At 59.3% G+C, this 19,492-nt stretch carries 13 protein-coding genes and 1 rRNA gene (1 of these 14 only partly in view); 3 read left to right on the plus strand and 11 right to left on the minus strand.

Annotated features, from left to right (window positions below):
• The 9 genes from Q355_RS0112160 to Q355_RS0112200 form a co-directional block, all read right to left on the minus strand.
• Positions 1–607 (minus strand): 23S ribosomal RNA (locus Q355_RS0112160); it reaches 2,316 nt to the left of the window's first position.
• Positions 608–878: 271 nt separating this feature from the next.
• Positions 879–1,796, minus strand: coding sequence for a response regulator (locus Q355_RS0112165; RefSeq protein ID WP_027878045.1), 918 nt, complete (start codon positions 1,794–1,796; stop codon positions 879–881).
• 217 nt (positions 1,797–2,013) lie between these two features.
• The gene (locus Q355_RS0112170) at positions 2,014–2,751 is read right to left on the minus strand and encodes a DUF4388 domain-containing protein (RefSeq protein WP_027878046.1); all 738 of its coding nucleotides are present in this window, start codon (positions 2,749–2,751) and stop codon (positions 2,014–2,016) included.
• Between the two features lie 75 nt (positions 2,752–2,826).
• Complete coding sequence (locus Q355_RS0112175) at positions 2,827–5,568, minus strand: hybrid sensor histidine kinase/response regulator (protein WP_027878047.1); 2,742 nt, start codon at positions 5,566–5,568, stop codon at positions 2,827–2,829.
• 8 nt (positions 5,569–5,576) lie between these two features.
• A complete protein-coding gene (locus tag Q355_RS0112180; RefSeq protein ID WP_027878048.1) occupies positions 5,577–7,895 on the minus strand; it encodes a methyl-accepting chemotaxis protein in 2,319 nt (772 codons plus the stop codon).
• A 9-nt stretch (positions 7,896–7,904) separates the two neighbouring features.
• Positions 7,905–10,169 carry a methyl-accepting chemotaxis protein gene (locus Q355_RS0112185; RefSeq protein WP_027878049.1) on the minus strand — a complete coding sequence of 755 codons (2,265 nt, stop codon included), beginning with the start codon at positions 10,167–10,169 and terminating at the stop codon, positions 7,905–7,907.
• On the minus strand, positions 10,166–10,900 hold the full coding sequence (locus Q355_RS0112190) for an MHYT domain-containing protein (protein ID WP_245597575.1): 735 nt from the start codon (positions 10,898–10,900) through the stop codon (positions 10,166–10,168). The genes Q355_RS0112185 and Q355_RS0112190 overlap by 4 nt, the downstream gene beginning before the upstream one ends.
• Before the next feature lie 65 nt (positions 10,901–10,965).
• Entirely contained in the window at positions 10,966–11,436 is a 471-nt protein-coding gene (locus tag Q355_RS0112195) for a chemotaxis protein CheW (RefSeq protein ID WP_027878051.1), read from the minus strand.
• 58 nt (positions 11,437–11,494) lie between these two features.
• Complete coding sequence (locus Q355_RS0112200) at positions 11,495–11,851, minus strand: response regulator (RefSeq protein ID WP_027878052.1); 357 nt, start codon at positions 11,849–11,851, stop codon at positions 11,495–11,497.
• Between the two features lie 307 nt (positions 11,852–12,158).
• Between Q355_RS0112200 and Q355_RS0112205 the strand changes: the two genes are divergently transcribed.
• Entirely contained in the window at positions 12,159–12,575 is a 417-nt protein-coding gene (locus tag Q355_RS0112205; RefSeq protein WP_027878053.1) for a universal stress protein, read from the plus strand.
• Between the two features lie 97 nt (positions 12,576–12,672).
• The gene (locus Q355_RS0112210) at positions 12,673–13,050 is read left to right on the plus strand and encodes a universal stress protein (protein ID WP_027878054.1); all 378 of its coding nucleotides are present in this window, start codon (positions 12,673–12,675) and stop codon (positions 13,048–13,050) included.
• 65 nt (positions 13,051–13,115) lie between these two features.
• On the opposite strand, the gene Q355_RS0112215 is transcribed toward Q355_RS0112210, so the two are convergent.
• Positions 13,116–14,762 (minus strand): dynamin family protein, encoded by a 1,647-nt coding sequence (locus tag Q355_RS0112215; RefSeq protein WP_027878055.1) that lies wholly within the window; start codon positions 14,760–14,762, stop codon positions 13,116–13,118.
• 1,199 nt (positions 14,763–15,961) lie between these two features.
• Complete coding sequence (carB, locus tag Q355_RS0112225; protein ID WP_027878056.1) at positions 15,962–19,039, minus strand: carbamoyl-phosphate synthase large subunit; 3,078 nt, start codon at positions 19,037–19,039, stop codon at positions 15,962–15,964.
• A 176-nt stretch (positions 19,040–19,215) separates the two neighbouring features.
• Here carB and Q355_RS15865 point away from each other — a divergent pair, with 176 nt between their 5' ends.
• Positions 19,216–19,455 (plus strand): hypothetical protein, encoded by a 240-nt coding sequence (locus tag Q355_RS15865; protein WP_211247163.1) that lies wholly within the window; start codon positions 19,216–19,218, stop codon positions 19,453–19,455.
• Positions 19,456–19,492: the final 37 nt, after the last annotated feature.

Below are 19,492 nucleotides of genomic sequence, written 5' to 3' on the forward strand. Positions count from 1 at the left end.
CATGCTTCAATAGGCACACCAAAAGACCGCTACTCGCGTAGATAGTCCCTTGATTGCTTGTGAGCACACGGTTTCAGGTTCTATTTCACTCCCCTCCCGGGGTTCTTTTCACCTTTCCCTCACGGTACTGGTACGCTATCGGTCACCTAGAGTATTTAGCCTTACGCGGTGGGCCGCGCAGATTCACCCATAGCTCCACGAACCACAGGCTACTCGGGTACTGGCTACTAGCTTCCATCTTTCGTCTACAGGACTTTCACCTTCTATGGTGGGCTTTCCCAAAACCCTTCGACTAGACTTCCGCTTCGATATCGCCAGCCCCACAACCCCACTGAGCACGCTCAGCAGTTTAGGCTACTCCCCTTTCGCTCGCCGCTACTCAGGGAATCGAACTCTCTTTCTTCTCCTCTGGGTACTTAGATGTTTCAGTTCCCCAGGTTCCCCCTCACTCGCGTGAGTGACCTGTGTTCCCACAGGCCGGGTTCCCCCATTCGGATATCCCGGTATCAAAGCTTACTACCAGCTCCACCGGGCTTTTCGCAGGTAATCACGTCCTTCATCGGCTTAGGTGCCAGGGCATCCACCGTGTGCCCGTTCTATCTTGACCTTTATTCCTTCCTCAGAGTTGCCCCTGAAGATATTAGGTCTATTCGTAACTACCCTGAACTTTTTCCCTCATCACTCGCGTGATGAAAAAAGCGCTCAGGATAGATGTCCTTCGCTTCCTTACTACCCCTTTTTCATGATCCTCGCGCCTGACTTCGTATCAGCAGCGCAACGAGAAGATTACCGAATACCCCAAAATCTGTCAACACCCCCTAACAAAAAAGCTGTGCAGGAGGCATATAGCCTTCTGCACAGCAACGAGAAAAGTGCCGTTAATTGCCTAGCGCGGCTTTGAGTTGTGGCATTTGCTTTAGCACCAGATAGCGAATTACGCCTGTGCCGCCAGTGCCGCGCAGCATGAGCATCAGCGATGCCTTTTCGCTGATGCGGTTGATGATGAGGGTTTTACCAGGGTACTCGAGGCTCAGGCTTTGAACGGAGGAGAGGTGGTACTTTTCACCCATTACGCTACTGATGGACAAAAGCGTGTGTATGTAGGTTGCAAGCAACTCGGGCTCGTCCAGGGTCTGACCCAGCCAGGCCAGTAACTGACCGGCGTTGTCTACTACGAAAACGCTTTCGATTTCGGGCTTGTCCAGGAAGGGCCGCAGCTCCTCCAGCAGGGCTTGGCGGGCAGGCGGGGTTGGTTGGGCCTCGAGCGTCTCAGGAACGGCTTGCTGGGGCGATGAATAGGTGGCCTGGCTGGTGGGAGGGGTGGTTGGGGGTTGCGGGATTGATTCCTTGGTACTGGAGGGGGTTGCTATTGGGGCGTAGCTGGGTGTTGATATAGCCTCTCCTACAGCCTGGAGCGACTGCCTGGCGGCGTTGAGCGCCCGTTCGATTTTTGGGAAGAGGTCGTCGGGTGTAAAGGGCTTGGAAACCACATCGAAGGCCCCTGCCTGCTGGGCCTGACTTACCACACCTTCGTTGATGATGCCGGAGATTAGAATTACCGGGACGCTTTTGGTAGAGGCTTGCATTTTAATCGCCTGACATAGCTCAAAGCCACTCATGCCGGGCATCACCACATCGGCAATAACCAGGTGGGGGGTGTTTTGCCTGACCGCCTCCAGGCCCTGCTCGGCGGTTTCGCTGGTTGTGACAACCAGACCACGGGACGACAACAGTTTCTCCAACACCTTGCGTACGCTGGTGCTGTCATCAACGACGAGTACTTTGGCTCCTTGCATAACTCCCCTAATGGTAGTGCCAGCACGGGCTCTACCCGGTGATGCGTAACCATGACGGAGGCTATTCATGGCTCAAAAGGTATCTGCCCTACGCTACGCCGGGTGCTTGAAGCTTTATCGCACTCTTCACAGACCAAGCCTCCCATCCGGGAGGCAACTGTGCTGTGCAGGACAGAGCAATCGAGTTTTGAGCAGCTCTAATATTTGTGAAGACGCGCTAGTTGATGCGCTGCTGGCGATGATCCATTTCGACAGCCAGGGAAAGCAGCAGCTGGTCGGTGCTTTTGCGGATGGTAACCGGTTCCAAAAAGAAATCAGCTTCGGTTAGAGGCTCGAAGTGAAAATGGCCCGTGGGCTGGTTTTCGACCTGAAGCAGCAGATGCAGCACGGCGTCTTCGCCACTTTTACCGGCATACTCGGCGTGGATGAGCTGCCCTTTGCTGAACAACCAGCTGGCGCTATCACCCTGGACTTCGACCCGAAGCCGCCCGGTTTTGGCCGATTTGGCTAGCCATTGTGCCAGTTCGAACAGACTCATGTCGCCTAGCTGCCCCTGGATGCCGTATTGCGCCACGGGATTGGCGGGCTCGGTGATGTAGGTTTTGCGGGTGAGCTCGAGGATCAGTTTGTACGCACTGCGAACCACCTCAGCTGCCGGGGTGTCTGGGGGCAGAACCAGGTCGAGGTCGCCGACCTTGGCTGGGGTGAGGCCGTCCAGTAAGACAAAAGGAACCAGCGCAAGCTGTGGGTCGGCGCGTACCATCTCAAAGAACTCCGCACCCGTTAGATCGCTAAGTGAAGCGGTGCTAACGATGACGTCGGGGCGGTGACGTTCTAAAAGGGTCATGGCGTAGAGAGCGCTATCCTCGACCTGGACATCAAACCCCGACAGCGCAAAGCTGTCTTTGAGCGCAACGCCACGCTTGGGTTGGCCGGTCAGGATCAGGGCTTTCATGGAACAATCTCCTTTTTCAAGCGGGCCTCACGGTAAAGCGGTGAATTTTGCGGGAGTCGGTCGGAGTGCATACGCCTAGATCCCCCGCAAGAACCGCTCTAATTCTACCTCGTCGGCGGGCTTGGTCAGGTAGGCATTTGCACCAAGCTGGGTGGCCAGGTCGCGGTGTTTGGCTGAAGCGCGCGTGGTCAGCACGGCGATGGGCAGATGGGCGAGGTGGGGACGCCGCCGCACCTCCTCTAAAAGTTCAAAGCCAGACATACGGGGCATCTCGAGGTCGGTCACCACCGCCTGGAAGGATTGTTGCTGTAAAAGCTCGAGGGCCTCCTGCCCGTCTGCCGCCGTAACCACCTGGTGGCCGGCTTTGCGCAGCATCTGAGCCACCACCTTACGTACCGAGAGCGAGTCGTCTACCAGCAGCACCGGGAGGCGCTGGGTAGGGAGGTTTTCGATGCGGGCCTGGATGGGCATGGAGGTGTTGAGGCCCAGAAGACCGCTGGGGCTCAGCACCAGAATGACCTCGCCAGTGGCCGAAACGCTTGCGCCGATAAGGTGGGGTAGCTCGGAAAGGGGAGCCCTGAGGGGTTTAACCAGGGCTTGTTGCAAACCGATAAAGCGCTCGACCGCTAGGGCCACCAGTGCCCCACCGCGCCCTTCTACCACAGCCAGCGCATATTCTTCTTGTTCTATGGGTGGCAAGCCCAGAAGTGCGCTGAGGAGCTTAACCGGGACGGAGCTGCCCTCGTAGGCCACTTCTTGCCGACCTGCAGGCGCTGTAAGCAAGGTAACCAGGCTTTCGCGGGGAAGGCCGATTACCTGCCCACCAGCTTGCAGCAACAGGATGTCTGAGACCACCAGGTTCTGGGGAACCCGCAAGCGGAAGGTGGTACCCAGGCCACTGCGGGTTTCAACGCTCAGGTCACCGCGCAGGCGGCGAACGGTGGCCGCAACGACATCGAGGCCCACCCCACGCCCGGCCACATCGGAAACCACCAAAGCAGTGGAAAGACCGGGGAGGAAGATGAGCTCCATGGCCTCTTCCGGGCGCATGGCCTCCACCTGGGCCTGCGTGCGCAAACCCTTTTCGACCGCCTTTTGCTTGACGGCCTCGAGGTTGATGCCACGCCCGTCGTCGCTAATCTCCAATACCAGGGTGCTGCGTTGCTGCTGGGTGCGGATGGTCAGGGTGCCCTGCGGGGTTTTGCCTGCGGCCAGGCGCTCGGTCGGGCTTTCGATGCCGTGAATTACAGCGTTGTTGACCAGGTGGAGCAGGGCTTCGGAAAGGCCATCCAGCAGCACCGAGTCAATTTCGACCTGTTCTCCCTGGAACTGAAGTTGCACCTGCTTTTCGCCAGCGATCTGCTGTACCTGGCGGGTGAGTCGGGTGTAAAACCGGCCTATTGGAATCAGGCGGGCCCGGCCTACTTCGTTGCGCAGGTCTTGCGAAAGCTTAGCGAAGAGTTCGGTTTCCTGGCGGAAGGCCTTGATCTGTTCGCTAAGGGTGTGGCGCACTTCGGCCAGGTCGCTGGTCATTTCCTGGATGGAGCGGGCCAGGATGTTGAGGTCGTCGTAGCGGTCGAACTCGAGCTCGGTAAAAAGCTCCTGTACGGTTTTGCCCAGGGTGCTCTGGGCAGGGGGGTTCTGGGCCTCCTGTGCAAGGGAGAGGCGCGGGTTGAGGTAACGGGCTTCGAAGTCGGAGGTGGTGCGTAAGAGCCGCTGACGGGCCGCTTCCAGCAGCTCTTCCATCTCCTCGAAACGCTGGGCCAGCAGCTCCAGGCGCGAGCGGGCTACCAGGGTTTCGCCGGCCAGGTTGAGCAGGGCATCGAGGCGCTCGAGGCTGACCCGCACCGAAGCGGTGCTGCTGGAGCGGGTGGGCTGCACGGAAGGCCTGGGAGGTGCGGGGGCAGGCGCCTGGGGGCTCAGCGGGGCTTCCTGGCCCAGCAGGTGGGCCAGCCGGCCCTGTAGCTCAAAGAGCTGGCTGCCGAGGGTCTGGGCGGCTGGTGGGTCTTTACCTTCGGCCACCACAATCATTTTGCCCAGCACCTGCGCGCCTTCCAGGATGAGGTGTGCGATCTGGTCGTTCCAGGATTTGTGGCCTTCGCGCACCGCTACCATGAGGTCCTCGAGCTGATGGGCCAGGGCCCCGATGGGTTTGCAACCTACCGAGTAGGCCGCCCCCTTCACGGTATGCATGGCCCTGAACAAAGCCCGCAGGTGCTCGCCGTTCTGGCTGTCAAGCTGCAGCTGGGCCAGTGCACTGGCCACATGGTCGAGGTTCTCGAGGGTTTCTGGGGCGAAAAACTCCCAGAACTCGCTGTTTTGTTGATAAAAGCTCTGCAGCTCTTCCACCACCCCCACCTGGGTCTGGTCGGGCGGGGGGATTGTTTCTTGGGTGGGCTCGAGGTTATTGCTGGCGAAGGCTTCGGGGTTCAGGGCGGTGAGCTCTTGGATCAGGGCCGCAGCCCCTAAACGTCCGAGCTCGAGGCCCACCCGGCCCTCCTGGCCGTGGATGGCAATGTTTTCCAGCGCGGTGACCAGCACTGCTGTTAACTGGCCCATAAACTCGATGACCCTGGCCTGCTGGGGCTCGGTATAGCGGGGTGCGGCTTCCAGGATGCGCTCGGCTAAAGCGCCCAGGTTGGAGATTTGCGGAAAGCCGTACAATCCCGCCGAGCCTTTGAGGCGATGGGCCATGACCACCAGGGGTTCGTGGCGCTTTATGGCCAGAAACTCGGCAGCCTGCTCGAAGACCGCCACGGTCTCCCAGGCCTCCTCGAGGAAGCTTTGTAGCAGATCGGGCGTGGTTGCAGCAGTCATGGCCTCTCCTAGTCGGGCAGGCGGAAGCGACCCAGGTTTTTGGAGAGCTCCTGGGCCAGCACCCGCAGGGCCTCGGCAGACTGGCGGCCTGCCTGGCTTTGCGCTCCAGTCTTTTGTGCGGTCTGGGTGATTTTTTGAACGGCCTGATCGACCCGTTCCACCACCGACACCTGACTTTGGGCCAGACTGGAAATTTCCTGGGCCAGGCCCGCGGATTGTTCGGCCAGTTTGGCGATTTCCTCGAGGCGGCTACCGGCGCTGTTGGCCGTGCTGTAGCCGGTCTCCACCTCGCGTACCCCTTCTCGAACCAGCTCGACCACCCGGCCAATGTCGTTTTGCACCTGTTGCACCAGATTGTTCACCCGGCTGGTCTCACGGGCCGACTCCTCGGCCAGTTTACGGATTTCATCGGCCACAATGGCAAAACGACGGCCTGCAGCCCCTGCTCCAGCGGCCTCGAAGGAGGCGTTGAGGGCCAGAAGGTTGGTTTGCGAGGCGAAGTCCTCGAGCACCCTGGTAATGTTTTCGATCTCGGCAGAACGCTGGGCCAGCGCAGTAATGTTCTCGGCGATGGCCTGCATCTCCCTGCGGATGTCGCTCATGCCCGAGAGGGTCTGGGTTACGGCCTGACGGCCGAGTTGGGCCGACTCGAGAGTCTGGCGTGCGGCCTCGGCGGTGATACCTGCGCTTTGGGCCATCTGACGGATATTGCTGGCTACCATGCGGGTCTGGTTCTGTACCTGACTTACTTCCTGGGCTTGCGAGAGGGCTCCGGCAGCGATGGAGGTGGTGAGCTGATCCATTTGTGTGGCGCTCTCATTCACCGACTCGGCGGCCTGTTTTACTTCCTTGAGCAGATGGGCAATTTCCTCAATGGTCAGGTTCACCGCGTCTACCACGTTGCCCAGCACGTCGTTGGTGACCTGGCCTCGTTTGGTAAGGTCGCCCTGAGCGATCTCGGTAGCGACCGCCATGAAGTGCCGCACATTTTCCTGGAGCTGCAAGCTCCGCTGGCGTTCGGCCTCTTGCTGCTCGAGCAGGGAGCGCAAGGTCAGGATGGACTGGTTCAGGGTCTTGCTGACCAGGCCCAGCTCGTCGTTGGAGCGAAGGTGGGCCAGGGTGGAAAGATCGCCCTGCCCAAGGTTTTGCGCCACCCGGGTCAGCTCCCGCACCGGCGCCAGAATGGAGTTTGCGACCCCAACAATCAGCCAAAGCGATAGCACCAGCGTCGCAATCACAATAAACAGGCTGAGTAGCTGCTGATTGACCAGCTGCCCCAGGCGTCCATCGAGCAGCTCGTTAAGCTGGGCCAGGGCTGCGCTCTGTACGGCGAAGTAGGCCTCAATGGGGCGGCTTAGCTGGTCAAGGTACAGGCTGGGCTCGAGGGCATAGCCTTTGCTCAGCACTTCCCGACGTGTCAGCTCAAGCGCTGATTCAGTAATGGCTCTGGCTGAGTTTACCTGCTCACTCAGGCTGTCGCCTAGCTGAGGGTTGGTGGTCAGGGCGTTTTTTACCGATTGCTCGAGTAAGGCGGTTAGCGAAGGCACCTCTCCAAAGCCGGTATTGCGATTGACCAGCGATGCCAGAAGCCCGTTTAGCCGCTTTTCTTGCTCTGGGGTAAGCTGTTTGGTCTGCAAAACCGTGGCGCCGATGCCCTGTACCTGGCTCAGGGTTTCCATAACCGGCGGAATGCGATAGACCACCGAATCTACCAGCCAGTAGCTCTGTGCGGTTGGATCCAGCGTCAGCTTGGAGCCGATGGCAATTTGCTCGTAAATCCCCAGTAGCTGCTGGATGAGCCGGGTGTGCTCCTGGAAGCTTTGCATGGGGCTAATACGCACGGCCAGCAGGGTATCCCAGTCGGTTTTGAGGGCTGCCAGCTTCTCCCCAATGCCAAAGGGGTCGCCTGCAGACCGGTTGATCTGCTCGAGCAGCAGCAGGTTGCGGCTGACCTCCTCAGCCTTCTGGGTGCGCGGAACAACAAGCTCCTGATTGCCGGAGAGGATAACCGCGCTTATGTTGCGGTGTTCGGCCATGGCCTTGAGCAGGTCTCCGCTGTTTTGCAGGAAGAGCACCCCTTGTTTTTCGGCCCGCACAAAGTTGACATCGTTGCGCTGCTCACCAACCAGCACAAGCAACAAATAGAAAATCGGAAACAATAAAGGAACAACCAGCAGCGCCAGCTTGTAGGGAACGCGGAGGCTCCCGAAGAATCCGGTATAGGGGGCCTCGAGGGTTTCGGCATCTACCCGCACCTTTCGGCTTTGGGCGCCCAGGAGCCCTACCTGCTTGACTTCTACTTCGCGATAGTCGCGTTGCAATGCCATAGTTTCCCTTTACGCGGGCAGCCGGAAGCGGGTCAGGCTGCGGCTGAGTTGCTGGGCCAGGGCTTGCAGCTCTTCAGCAGTCTGGCGGCCTTTGCGGCTTTCCTGGTCGGTTTGCAGGGCGGTGTTGTAGATCTCCTGCACCACGCCGGCCACCTCTTCCACCCGGCTTACCTGTTCTTGAGCTAGCTGTGCAGTGTAGCGGGCAGCCTCAGCGGATTGCTGGGCCAAAGCTGCGATCTGCTCGAGCTTGCTCCCGGCTTCGGTTGCGATGCGGTAGCCCTGCTCCACCTCGCGGGTACCACCCTCTACCGAGATCACCACACCTTGAATCTCGGTCTGGATGCCCTTGACCAGCAGGTTCACCCGCTGGGCAGCGCGGGCCGAGTCCTCGGCCAGCTTGCGTACCTGGTCGGCCACCACCGCAAAGCGGGCACCGGCCTCACCGGCACCGGCGGCCTCAATGGCGGCGTTCAGGGCCAGCAGGTTGGTCTGTTTGGCGATGCGCGAGATGGTGTCCACCACCTCGGAAATCTCCAGCGAGCGGTCGGAGAGGCCTTTGATGCTCTTGGAGATGCTCTGTACCTCACGCCGGATGTTCTGCATACCGCTAAGGGTGTTTTGTACCGCGCCCTGGCCCTCCAGCGCGGCCTCCTTGGCCTGCATCACCAGCTCGGAGCCCTGCACGATTTGCTCGGCCATGCTACGAATGGAATCGGTGGTGTCGAATGCTTCGATGCGGGCCCGGGCCGAAAGCTCCGCCTGCGATTCGGCCTTTTCTTGCACGCTTGCAGAGCTCAGGGCCATCTCGGTAGCACCCCGGTTGACCATCTCGGCAGCGGTTTGTACTTGCTTGAGCAGATAGGCAATTTCTTCGATGGTCAGGTTTACCGCGTCTACCACGTTGCCCAGTACGTCCTCGGTTACGCGCCCACGCTTGGTCAGATCGCCCTGGGCAATATCCATGGCTACGTTCAGAAAGGCCCCGATGTTTTCTTGTAAAAGCTGGCTTTGGCGAAGCTGTTCGGCGTCGGCTTCGGCCTTGGCTTTGAGCTGCACGGCAGTTTCGTTGAAGGTGCGGGCCAGCGAGCCAAGCTCGTCGGAGGATAGCACCGGTACCTGTACCCCCAGGTCGCCTTTGCGCAAACGCAAGGAGGCATTAAAGAGCTGCCCCACCGGGCCGGTAATTGAGCGAGCCACGGCTCCCACGATGCCCAAAGCCAGCGCCAAAGCCAAAGCGATGCTTACGAACAACAAAGCCTGCTGTTGCTGGGCTGCCTGCACTCGGCTCAGGGTGGATTTGGTCAGTAGCTGCAAGGACTGCTGTCCAAGCTGGGCAATGCTCGAATCGATATCGACAAAAGTGCTGCTGTACTCACCTGGACGAAGGGTGGTGCGGGTGGTGGCAAGAATTGAGTTGGTTACCAGGGTATCGGCAAAGTCCACATCTCCAGCGAGCTTTTCCATTTCAAGCGCGATGCTTTCCAGATCACGTGATTGTTCCAATTTGCTCTGCGCGATGTTCAGCAAAATGGTCTCGGTTTGCTCAGATGAGCGCTTGAGCAGGTTTATTATTTGTTCCCGCTCATAGATGAGCGCCGACCCTCGAGCCAGCACCACCATGCCCAGGAAGCGCAGTTCGGCCAGGGTTTCGCGCAAGGCCGGCAGGTGACGCAGCGCGGTTTCGGTAAGCAGGAATGCTTCCGCGCTTGTGTTCAGCAGCAAGCCTGAGGACAGGCTCAGCTTCTCAAGGGTCTGGTTGAGCCGATTGATCAGCTGCTTGTGCATCTCAAAAATGGAGTTGGTGCCAGCGGCCAGGCTTTGGTTCTTAATCTGCTCCCAGGTTTGGCTGAGCTCGGTGAGCGATGTGGCAAGACCAAAGCGATCTTTCATGCCTTCATTGAGTTGAATAAGCTGATTGAGGGCGGTATCCACATCGCTGGCTTCCTTGGCCAGATCGGGCTTTACACCCAAGACTCTGCTATCTATGCTAAAACGCCGGTGCTCACTCACCTGCTGGATGGTGTCATAAAGCGCCTGGGCAAACTGGTATCCAAGCAGCTGATTGTAAGAACGCTGGCTTTGCCGTTGCTCAATGAAAAAGACGATGCCTACGGGCACAATGCCTGCCACCGAGAATGCAAGCACGATCAAAAGGAGCTTTTGCCAGATCTTTAGCGATCCCAGCAGCCCACCCGTGGGCAGGAGCTGTGTGGGCATGGCTGGAGTAGGGTGACGGGAGGGGCGAACGGCGGTTTTGGGGCTGCGACGGATCATGCTTCGGCCTCCTGAGCAACCTCGGTGGAGGCCTCGAGCAGAGAGGTAAGGAACAACGGCAGCCCCAGTATGGCCACTGCAAACAACAAGAAAACGTTGAGCGAAAGCAGACCGCCGCTTGCGACCATGCTGTGAATTTGCTCACTGCCGGTGCTGGTGAAACGGGCTGCGAGCATGGCGGTGTAGTGCATAAAGGGAATGGCCGACCCAGTGATGACCGCCGTGACCAGATGGCGGAAAGGAACTCGGCTAAAAGCCGGGCTGATTAGCGTCCAGATACCGAAAGTGCCCAGCGCCACGGCTACCAGAACCGAGGCCACAACCAGAAGGGGGTCGAAGGATAGCTGGGCATTGAGGCGCATGGCAAACATGCCCACGTAGTGCATGGTTCCGATGCCTGCACCCAGAAAAAAGCCAGAGGTCAGTATTTCTTTGAAGCCAACCTTCGGCTGGCTGACTACCTGAAAGGCTGCTGCGGCCCCCACGATTGCAAATAGCACCGAGATCAGGGTCAGGAGGGGGTCGTAAGCGACCAACATGTTGAGCTGTAGGGCGGTCATGGCAGTGAAGTGCATGGCCCAGACCCCCAGCCCAAAGGTAACGGCTCCCAACCACAACCAGTTCTTATTGACGCTGGTTTGCCTTAGGCGGTTGATGATGGCCAGTGCAGCATAGGCTGCGAAGATGGCTATCAGGAACGAGGCCATTACCAGCAGGGGATCGTGGCTCATAGGAAGGTGGGTTTGCTCCATAGGGACTCCTTTTTAAGGTTGTGCAGTTGATGGGCTTAGCGGGTTCAGGCTTGCGGGCTGACCTGAATTGGTGCAACCGAAGCGCGGGTAGCTATCGCGATGCGGGTGGTGAGGTGCTCGAGCAGGCCGCTTGGATTCAGGACACGGATGCTTTGCTCGCCATCTTTCACAAAAGCGCTGAACAGGGGCTCCTGGCTGGGGGATACCCAGGCGGCGCTCAGGTCGGTGCGAAGCCCGGCCACCTCGTCAACCATAAAGGCCATGGGTTGTCCTTCGACCTCGAGCAAAGCAGCAATGCCAGAGCCGGCGGGCGGAATCTGTAGTACCTGGCTCAGGTCGAATACCGGCACGATCTGGCCCTGGTTGCTCAGGAGTCCCAGCAGAGGTGGAGGGGCCAACGGAACGGGGGTGGGCTGCGTCACTTCCAGCACTTCTTTTAAGGCTTTTGGCTCTATTCCCAAAAAAATGTTGCCGAGCCGTAGAACCCAGATTTTGCCGATGCTGATGTGGTTCATAACCGAGCCATATCCTCCTGGTTGCAGATAGCCCGACGCGCTAGCACCGCCTGGCTGCCTAGAGGATTTCCTGAACCGCTTTGCGCAGGGCCTCGGGGGTATAGGGCTTGGTCAGGTAGCCATTGGCACCCTGGCGCTTACCCCACTCGATATCGGTCGGGGCGCTCTTGGAGCTGATGACCAGCACCGGAATGTGCTTGGTAGACTCGTTGCGCCGCAGGGAGCGAAGAACCTCGTAGCCGTTGCGCCCAGGCATGACCACATCGAGCAGAACCGCATCGGGTTTTTCGGCTTCGATGCGCTGCTCGACATCCTCACTCCCCTGGTACAGCACCACCTGGTGATACGGAGCAAGCGACTGTTCGATGAGCTTCAGGTCTGCTAGAGAGTCATCCACTGCGATGAGTTTTGCCACAGTTACCTCCGGGTTTGCGGGTAGAGGTAGCGATGACTGCAAATGAGGTATTTCCACCCGCAACATAGACTAAAGTTACGGGAGGCGTTACGCCGGTCTTGTGACGAATGAACAAGCCGGGGGCATTTAGGCGTTACGTCAGATGGAAACCCCACCCCAGGGGCCCGGGTGGGATCAGGGCAGCGCTAGGGAGGCCCTAAACTGCTCGAGAAGACCGCATAATATGCTTGCAAGACAGGGGTGAACCATTATTGAGCGTGCAGTATCCGACAAGCATCCCCTGGATGTGCTGGCTTAGGAGGTAGCTATGTTCAAAAATATCCTGTTGGCCTTCGATGGCTCGGAACATGCCCAGAAAGCGGCCCTGCTGGCTGCCGATCTGGCCCGTCAGTACCGTGCTTCGCTGTGTTTGGTTCATACTTACGACTCGGTTCCAGACTACTTAGGAGAACCCTTTTTGCAAGAGGCCATCTCGAAACGAACCGAAGCAGCAGATCGGGTGGTGGCGCAGGCTCTGGCCCTGCTGGGTGAGTTTCCCCAGCTCGAGATCGAAGTGCTGGAAGGGCCCCCGGCCGAGGCCATTTTGCGGGTTGCAGAGATTCGAAAGGTTGACTTGATTGTAATGGGAACCAGGGGTTTGGGCCAGCTAAAGGGTTTGCTGCTGGGTAGCCAGAGTCAGAAGGTGTTAACCCATGCGCAGTGCCCGGTGCTTTTGGTGCGTTGAGCCCATTCTTGGATGGGAGCGAGGTGCGGTAGGGACACAACGCCCTTTGCAAAGGGCTAGGCTAGAGCTGAGGCACTTGTAGAAACGGAGGCGGACTATGTTTAAGAAGGTTCTGGTTGCCACCGACTTTTCGCCGTGTGCAAAGCGCGCCCTGGAACTGGCTCGAGCCAGCTTCCCACAGGCCGAGCTGCGGGTGATACACGTGGTAACAGTAGACTCGCCTTTTACCGCCACCGAGGCCCTGCTCGAGCTGGAGTTGCTGGTGTCCAGCACCTGGGAAGATGACGCAGTTCGGCCTGGCCACGAAGTTGCCCAAGGTAACCCGGTTCAGCAGGTAATAGAGTCGGCTAAAGCCTGGGGGGCCGACCTGATCGTGATTGGGGTCAGTGGTCAGGGCGGCCAGGGCCTGGGTTCGGTAGCCGAAGGGCTGGTGCGGGCCTCGGCGATACCGGTGCTTACCGTGAGAGACCCCTAAAGGCAGGGCTGACAAAGGCCCATTGTGCTGCGCCAGATACTCAAGCAATTGCGCTTCGCGGCGCTCTAGTCCAGCCGGTTGCGCAGCTCGAGCGCCTCACGCCTTAGGTCTTCGGCCAGTTGCAGGTGGGCCAGGGCGGCGTTGCGGCTGTTCTCCAGGCGTGTGCAGGGGGTGCGGTACAGGCTGTTGAAGCGTTGATGGGTGCGCTCTATCTCGGTATTCAGGGTCTCATGCAAAGCCTGCTCGAGGGTACTCTTTAGCTCGACCAGCCGCTCACGCAGGCGTTTTTTTGCAACCTCTTTGCGGCGGGGCAGGATGGAGGTGGCCAGGATGGCCCCAAACACCGTGGCAAAAATGCCCAGAATGTCGAAGGCAATTTTTTGTGCGACCAGCAGGATGGTCAGGCCCAGGCCCATTACCCCTACTTCAGCCAGGGCGGTGCCGCGCAGACTCTCCTGGATGAAGTCGCGTAACTGTATCGCTTCGGCCTCGGCGTCGAAGGAGCGTAGAGCCTCTTCCAGGTTTCCGGCAATGGTGCGCTCTTCTGGCCCGACCGGCTCGGTGCGCCGCAGTCCGGGGGCTTCGCGCAACAGTGAGAGGGCGTCTTCCAGCAGTTCGCGGTCACGTTTGGCCAGCCAGTTCATGGCCTCGAGCACGCGGCGCTCAATTTCCTGATTAGCGCCTTTGACCACCTCGTCGATGAAGCTTTGCTTGAGTTTGTTGGACTGCATGAGCTCGAGAAACCTGGAGAACCGCACTTTCTCGTCCAGCCAGCGCTCACCCCTGGCGCGCACCTCGTCAATGGCCTGCAAGGCCAGGGCAACCTGTCCGCTAAAGTCGCGGCGGGTGCGTTCTTCGTGCCGCTGGAGCAGGCTGTCCAGCTCGTGGCAGGTGGCGAGCTGCTTCTCAATCTCCTTCAACCTGGTCTCCAGCACAGGCCTGGCTTCCTCGGTGAGCCGGGCCAGCACCCCCAGCGGTGAACCCAGCTTGAGCTGGGCTGCCTGGTGGGTGAGCACCTGGTGGATGTGGGCCTCGAGCTCGGGGATACGACTGGTAGCTGCCTGGCCTTGCCGCGCCAGGCGGGCCGATACCGCAAAGATAGGGGGAATATGCCCCAGGGTTTGGTCGGCGCCTTTGCGGACGAACTCGAGTACTTGTTGTAGCTCGGCCTCGCTGAGCAGATCCATTTTGTTGATGACCAGCGTCACCTTTTTGCCCCAGGCTCGAATAAAACTCAAAAAATTGGCTTCGGACTGCGTAAAGGGCCTATCGGCGCTGGTAACAAACAAAATCAGGTCGGCGCGCGGAAGGAATTTCTGGGTCAAGACCTGATGGTGTTGCAGGATGGCGTTGGTGCCGGGGGTGTCTACCAGTCGCACCTCTTTGAGCAGCGGGTGGGGCAGCTCTATCAGCACCAGCTCGGGTGATTGGGGTTGTAGTTTGGGTTCGGGGCCATAGCCAATCAGGTTGATGCGGTCGGTGGTGGGCGTAACCCCTTCCTTTAGGAAATCGCCCCCCAGCAGGGCATTAAGCAGCGATGACTTTCCGCTGTTAAACTCACCGACAACCACGAGCAAAAAAGGGCCCTCGAGGTCTAACAAAGCCTGTTTGAGCGGCTCCGTCTCGATGCCCACTCGAGCCAACGCATCCAGCCCTTTGGTTAGTAGCGCACGCACATCCTGGGCCAGGGCCATGGTCTTGGAGTCCAGCATGGTGCGTATTGTATCGCAGGGTCATGTAAGCGCTTTGTACATGGGGCCGCTGCTGCGATAACCGAGCAACCAGCCCGGCCAATCTAGCCTGTTGCTTGTGTAGCTGCTCAATTTGCTGTAGGGAAGCTTATTTGTTGCCTGCCCCAGGTTAGGATATTGATTCTTGTATCGGGTAAGTGGCAATCGCTAAATTCCAGACCGGGTTCGGGCTTGGCTGGTGTTTGGTGCGATGCAGACGCAATTGATTAAGATGGTCTGGTGAAGGCTGTATATACTCAAAAAAAAGCGATAAGAAAGGGCAAAACGCAATAGTCCGATTGGCATCGGAGAGATTGAAAATTCACCAATGGGTTGTATTTTGTGTGTAAAAAGCACACAACATGTTGTATAGTGAAGTTCAGTGGAGAAACAATCTAAAAGCACCACTTGTCCCCAGCGCACACAAGGCCTCTTGGGTGTTGTGTGACTGGGCAAATCATCCGCTGGATAGCGCATGATTTGTGAGTCAGGGCTTAGATGACTCCACACTGAACTAAAGGAGGTATATACATGCCTGAACAAACAAAAACTGAATCCACCCAAAAGCCTGCTGCTAAGAAGGCTGCGACCAAGAAAACCGCCAGCAAAACCGTAGCCAAGACTGCCCCTAAAGCCGCTGCCAAGACTACTGCCAAGAAGGCTGCCCCCAAAGCAACCCCTGCCAAGGCTACCGAAAAAGCTACTAAAACAGCCCCTAAGGGCCCAGCCAAAGCCGCTGCCAAGACCACTGCTAAGACCACCGCCAAGAAGGCTGCGCCCAAAGCAGCCCCTGCCAAGGCTGCTGCGAAAGCATCTGTCGAGGCCAAGGCTAAACCCGCTGCGAAAAAAGCGGCTGCGCCTAAGAAAACGGCTAGCAAAACCACGGCTAAGGCTGCGCCTAAGAAAACGGCTGCCAAGAAGTAGGCCTTGTTTATTCACTGGCTCCATAGCGGAGCCAGTTTTTTGTTCAGGCCTCGAGCCAGCCGACACAATTAACGGGCTGCTCTGCACATACGGGCCTGAGCTAGTCTTCGCGGTGAATGTTGGCCCCAACCGAAGGGTGGACGATCCCCATGGCGCGGCTGCTCACCTGGCTTCACAGAGATCTGCCTCATTGAAGCCTTTTGATAAGCATCTTGGCGAAGACCGCGCTAAAGAGCAGGCTACGGGTGGGGTTTGTATCAGGCCGTATGCCAGCTTTGCAACGACCGAACCGGCAGGTTGGAGCTGCGAGCCCGCTTAATGGCCTCGAGGCTCCACCGGGCCCCCTCGAGGGTGGTGATAAAGGGCTTGCCGGTTTCCACCGCCCGGCGCAACTCGGGGTCGGGGGTGAGGGCCACCAGCAGGTCGTAATCCCCTTCACAGACCTCGAAACCGGCGGCCATCCAATCGGCTTTTAGATGGTCGGCCCCAATGAAACGCACCTTGCCGGAAAGGGGCAGGTGCTGGCCCACGCCGAGTTCGGCCCGGTAGTAGGCCAGGTAGGGGTCGGTGTCTATGCCCATGCTCTCGCCGGTGGAGCGCATCTCGGGCCCCAGCACCGGGATGACCCCAGGGAATTTGAGCCAGGGGATGAGCACTTCCTTGACCGAATAGAAGCCGGGGGTGGGGTCTTGGGTGAAGCCCAGCTCGTCCAGGGTTTTGCCCACGGCGATCAGGGCGGCATACTTGGCCAGTGGGTGTCCGATGGCCTTGGAGACGAAAGGCACCGTGCGTGAGGCGCGGGGGTTGGCTTCCAGGATGTAGACCACGCCATCTTTGAGGGCGTACTGCACATTAATCAGGCCCTTCACCCCCACCGCCAGGGCCAGCTTGCGGGTATAGGCCCGGACGGTCTCGAGCTGTTCGGGGCTTAGGGAGACGGGCGGCAGGATGGTGGCCGAGTCGCCGGAGTGCACCCCGGCCCGCTCGATGTGCTCCATGATGCCGGCTACCACCACCTGCTTGCCGTCGCAGAGCGCGTCTACATCGAGCTCGAGCGCGTTTTCCAGGTACTCGTCCAGCAAAATCGAGGGCCGCTCAGTCAGGGCGGCGTAGATGCCGTTCAGGTACCAGTAGAGCTCTTCGGGGCTGTGCACAACCTGCATGGCCCGCCCACCCAGCACGTAGCTGGGCCGGGCCATCAGGGGATAACCCAGGGCCTCGGCCAGCTTGAGGGCTTCTTCGGGGGTGCGGGCTACCGCGCCTTTGGGCTGGGGGATGCCCAGCTCGGTGCAGAGCTTATTGAACTCGGCCCGGTCTTCGGCCCGGTGGATGGCCTCCCACGGGGTTCCTAGCAATTGAACCCCGGCCTCGGAGAGCTTTTTGGCCAGTTTGAGGGGAGTCTGGCCGCCCAGGGTGGCAATGACCCCCAAAGGCTGCTCGTGCTCAACCAGATTAAGCACGTCTTCCAGAGTGAGCGGCTCGAAGTAGAGGCGGTCGGCGGTGTCGTAGTCGGTGGAGACCGTCTCGGGGTTGGAGTTGACCATGATGGTCTCGTAACCTGCATCGCGCAGCGCCCAGACCGCGTGCACGGTGGCATAGTCGAACTCCACCCCCTGCCCGATGCGGATGGGGCCGCTGCCCAGGATGACCACCTTGGGTTTGTCGGTTGGGCGAACCTCGTCCTCGAGCTCATACGCACTGTAGTGGTAGGGGGTGTAGGCCTCGAACTCGGCGGCGCAGGTGTCCACGGTCTTGTAGACCGGCCTGGAGCCCGCGGCCAGGCGCTCTTTGCGGGCCATCGTTTCCGAAACCCCCATCAGTTCGCCCACTTGCGCGTCGGATAGCCCTAGGCTCTTCACAAAACGCCAGTCCTCGGCGTCTTCCAGGCGGTTCTGCTCGGTCTGTAGGTCGTGCTCGGCGTCCACCACCTCTTTAAGCTGGGTCAGGAACCAGGGCTCGATTCTGGTTTTATCGTAGAGGTGGTCTACCTGTTCGCCCCGCCGCAGCAGTTCCAGAATTGCATAAATTCGCGTGGGGCTGGGGTAGAGCCGGGCCTCGAGCTCCTCGGTGGTATAGCTGGAAAACTCGGCCCGCACGTCGGCTTCCAGGCTCCTGAGGGCCTTGCCGAAGGATTCCTTGAAGGTGCGGCCAATGGCCATCACCTCACCCACGCTCTTCATCTGGGTGCCCAGCCGGTCGGAGAAGCCGCCGGGGTTCAGGTTGGGCAGGGTGCTGAATTTCTCGAAGGCGAAGCGGGGAATTTTGGTGACCACGTAGTCGATGGTGGGCTCGAAGGAGGCCGGGGTTTTCCGGGTAATGTCGTTGGGGATCTCGTCCAGGGTGTAGCCCACCGCCAGCAAGGCCGCAATCTTGGCGATGGGGAAGCCGGTGGCCTTGGAGGCCAGGGCGCTCGAGCGCGAGACCCGGGGGTTCATCTCGATCACGATCATGCGCCCGCTTTTGGGGTCGATGGCGAACTGGATGTTGGAACCGCCGGTCTCCACCCCAATTTCGCGGATGATGGCGATGGCTGCGTCGCGCATCTTTTGGTACTCCACATCCGAGAGGGTCTGGGCCGGTGCGACCGTGATGGAGTCGCCGGTATGCACCCCCATGGGATCCACGTTCTCGATGGAGGTGATGATCACCACGGTGTCGTTTTTGTCGCGCATGACCTCGAGCTCGTATTCCTTCCAGCCCACGATGGACTCCTCCACCAGGGCGGAGTGGGTGGGGGAGAGCGAGAGGCCCCGGGTGAGAATTTCGATAAACTCCGGTTCGTTTTCGGCGATGCCGCCCCCGGTGCCCCCCAGGGTAAAACTGGGCCGCACCACCACCGGGTAGCCGGTAATCTCACGGGCAAAAGCCAGCCCTTCTTCCAGGCTGTGCACCATCTTGCCCCGGGGTACGTCCACCCCAATCTTGATCATGGCTTGCTGGAAGGCCTCGCGGTCTTCGCCCTTTTTGATGGCCGCGGCGTTGGCGCCAATCAGCTCTACGCCGTACTTCGCCAGAATGCCCTGTTCGTGCAGGGCCATCGAGAGGTTGAGCGCGGTCTGGCCGCCCAGGGTGGGCAGGAGCGCATCCGGACGCTCGGTAGCGATAATTTTTTCCAGGAACTCCACCGTGAGGGGCTCGAGGTAGGTTCCCTCCGAAAGCTCCGGGTCGGTCATGATGGTCGCGGGGTTGGCGTTGACCAGCACCACCTGGTAACCCACACTTCTAAGGGCTTTGACGGCCTGGGTACCGGAATAATCGAATTCGGCGGCCTGTCCGATGGTGATGGGGCCGGAGCCGATGATCAAGATTTTTTTGAGGTCGGTGCGGGCGGGCATACCAAGGGGAGAGCATATCACTTATTCGGGCGTGTGGCTACCTGGGTTTTGCATAGTATTACAACAAAATGGTATAAACACGCAGAAAGACCCAAGCCCTATCCTCACCCAGCACACGCTGTTAGGCATGGAAGGAGGCGGGTGCATCTCTAAAAATCCGTATGCCAGAATAAGGCATGAAAGACTGGAAAACGAAAGCACGCCAAGCCTTTGAGCGGTACATGGAAGACCTGGAACTAAGCCTGGAAGCGGGGAGTGGACTGGCGGACATCGAACGGGCCATGCTGCGACATAACCCGGAACTCCTCAGGACGCTGATGCAAGGCCTGGTGGAAGAGACCCAGGCGCCTTCCCCCCCTGGAGCTACCGAAGGGGTGGAGGAGGGTGGGACAACGCACCAGCCAGGTACGCAGTAGCTGGGGGTTTATCCAGGTCAGGGTACAGCGGCTGCGG

The organism is Meiothermus cerbereus DSM 11376 (assembly GCF_000620065.1).
Classification (GTDB): Bacteria; Deinococcota; Deinococci; order Deinococcales; family Thermaceae; genus Meiothermus; species Meiothermus cerbereus.

What these genes read in the sequence shown, in the direction of transcription:
- Q355_RS0112170 (WP_027878046.1), bottom strand. Translation starts at nt 2,751, where the DNA reads ATGAAAGCCCTGATCCTGACCGGCCAACCCAAGCGTGGCGTTGCGCTC.
- Q355_RS15865 (WP_211247163.1), top strand. Translation starts at nt 19,216, where the DNA reads ATGAAAGACTGGAAAACGAAAGCACGCCAAGCCTTTGAGCGGTACATG.
- carB (WP_027878056.1), bottom strand. Translation starts at nt 19,039, where the DNA reads ATGCCCGCCCGCACCGACCTCAAAAAAATCTTGATCATCGGCTCCGGC.
- Q355_RS0112175 (WP_027878047.1), bottom strand. Translation starts at nt 5,568, where the DNA reads ATGACTGCTGCAACCACGCCCGATCTGCTACAAAGCTTCCTCGAGGAG.
- Q355_RS0112195 (WP_027878051.1), bottom strand. Translation starts at nt 11,436, where the DNA reads ATGAACCACATCAGCATCGGCAAAATCTGGGTTCTACGGCTCGGCAAC.
- Q355_RS0112215 (WP_027878055.1), bottom strand. Translation starts at nt 14,762, where the DNA reads ATGCTGGACTCCAAGACCATGGCCCTGGCCCAGGATGTGCGTGCGCTA.
- Q355_RS0112190 (WP_245597575.1), bottom strand. Translation starts at nt 10,900, where the DNA reads ATGAGCCACGATCCCCTGCTGGTAATGGCCTCGTTCCTGATAGCCATC.
- Q355_RS0112210 (WP_027878054.1), top strand. Translation starts at nt 12,673, where the DNA reads ATGTTTAAGAAGGTTCTGGTTGCCACCGACTTTTCGCCGTGTGCAAAG.
- Q355_RS0112165 (WP_027878045.1), bottom strand. Translation starts at nt 1,796, where the DNA reads ATGCAAGGAGCCAAAGTACTCGTCGTTGATGACAGCACCAGCGTACGC.
- Q355_RS0112205 (WP_027878053.1), top strand. Translation starts at nt 12,159, where the DNA reads ATGTTCAAAAATATCCTGTTGGCCTTCGATGGCTCGGAACATGCCCAG.
- Q355_RS0112180 (WP_027878048.1), bottom strand. Translation starts at nt 7,895, where the DNA reads ATGGCATTGCAACGCGACTATCGCGAAGTAGAAGTCAAGCAGGTAGGG.
- Q355_RS0112185 (WP_027878049.1), bottom strand. Translation starts at nt 10,169, where the DNA reads ATGATCCGTCGCAGCCCCAAAACCGCCGTTCGCCCCTCCCGTCACCCT.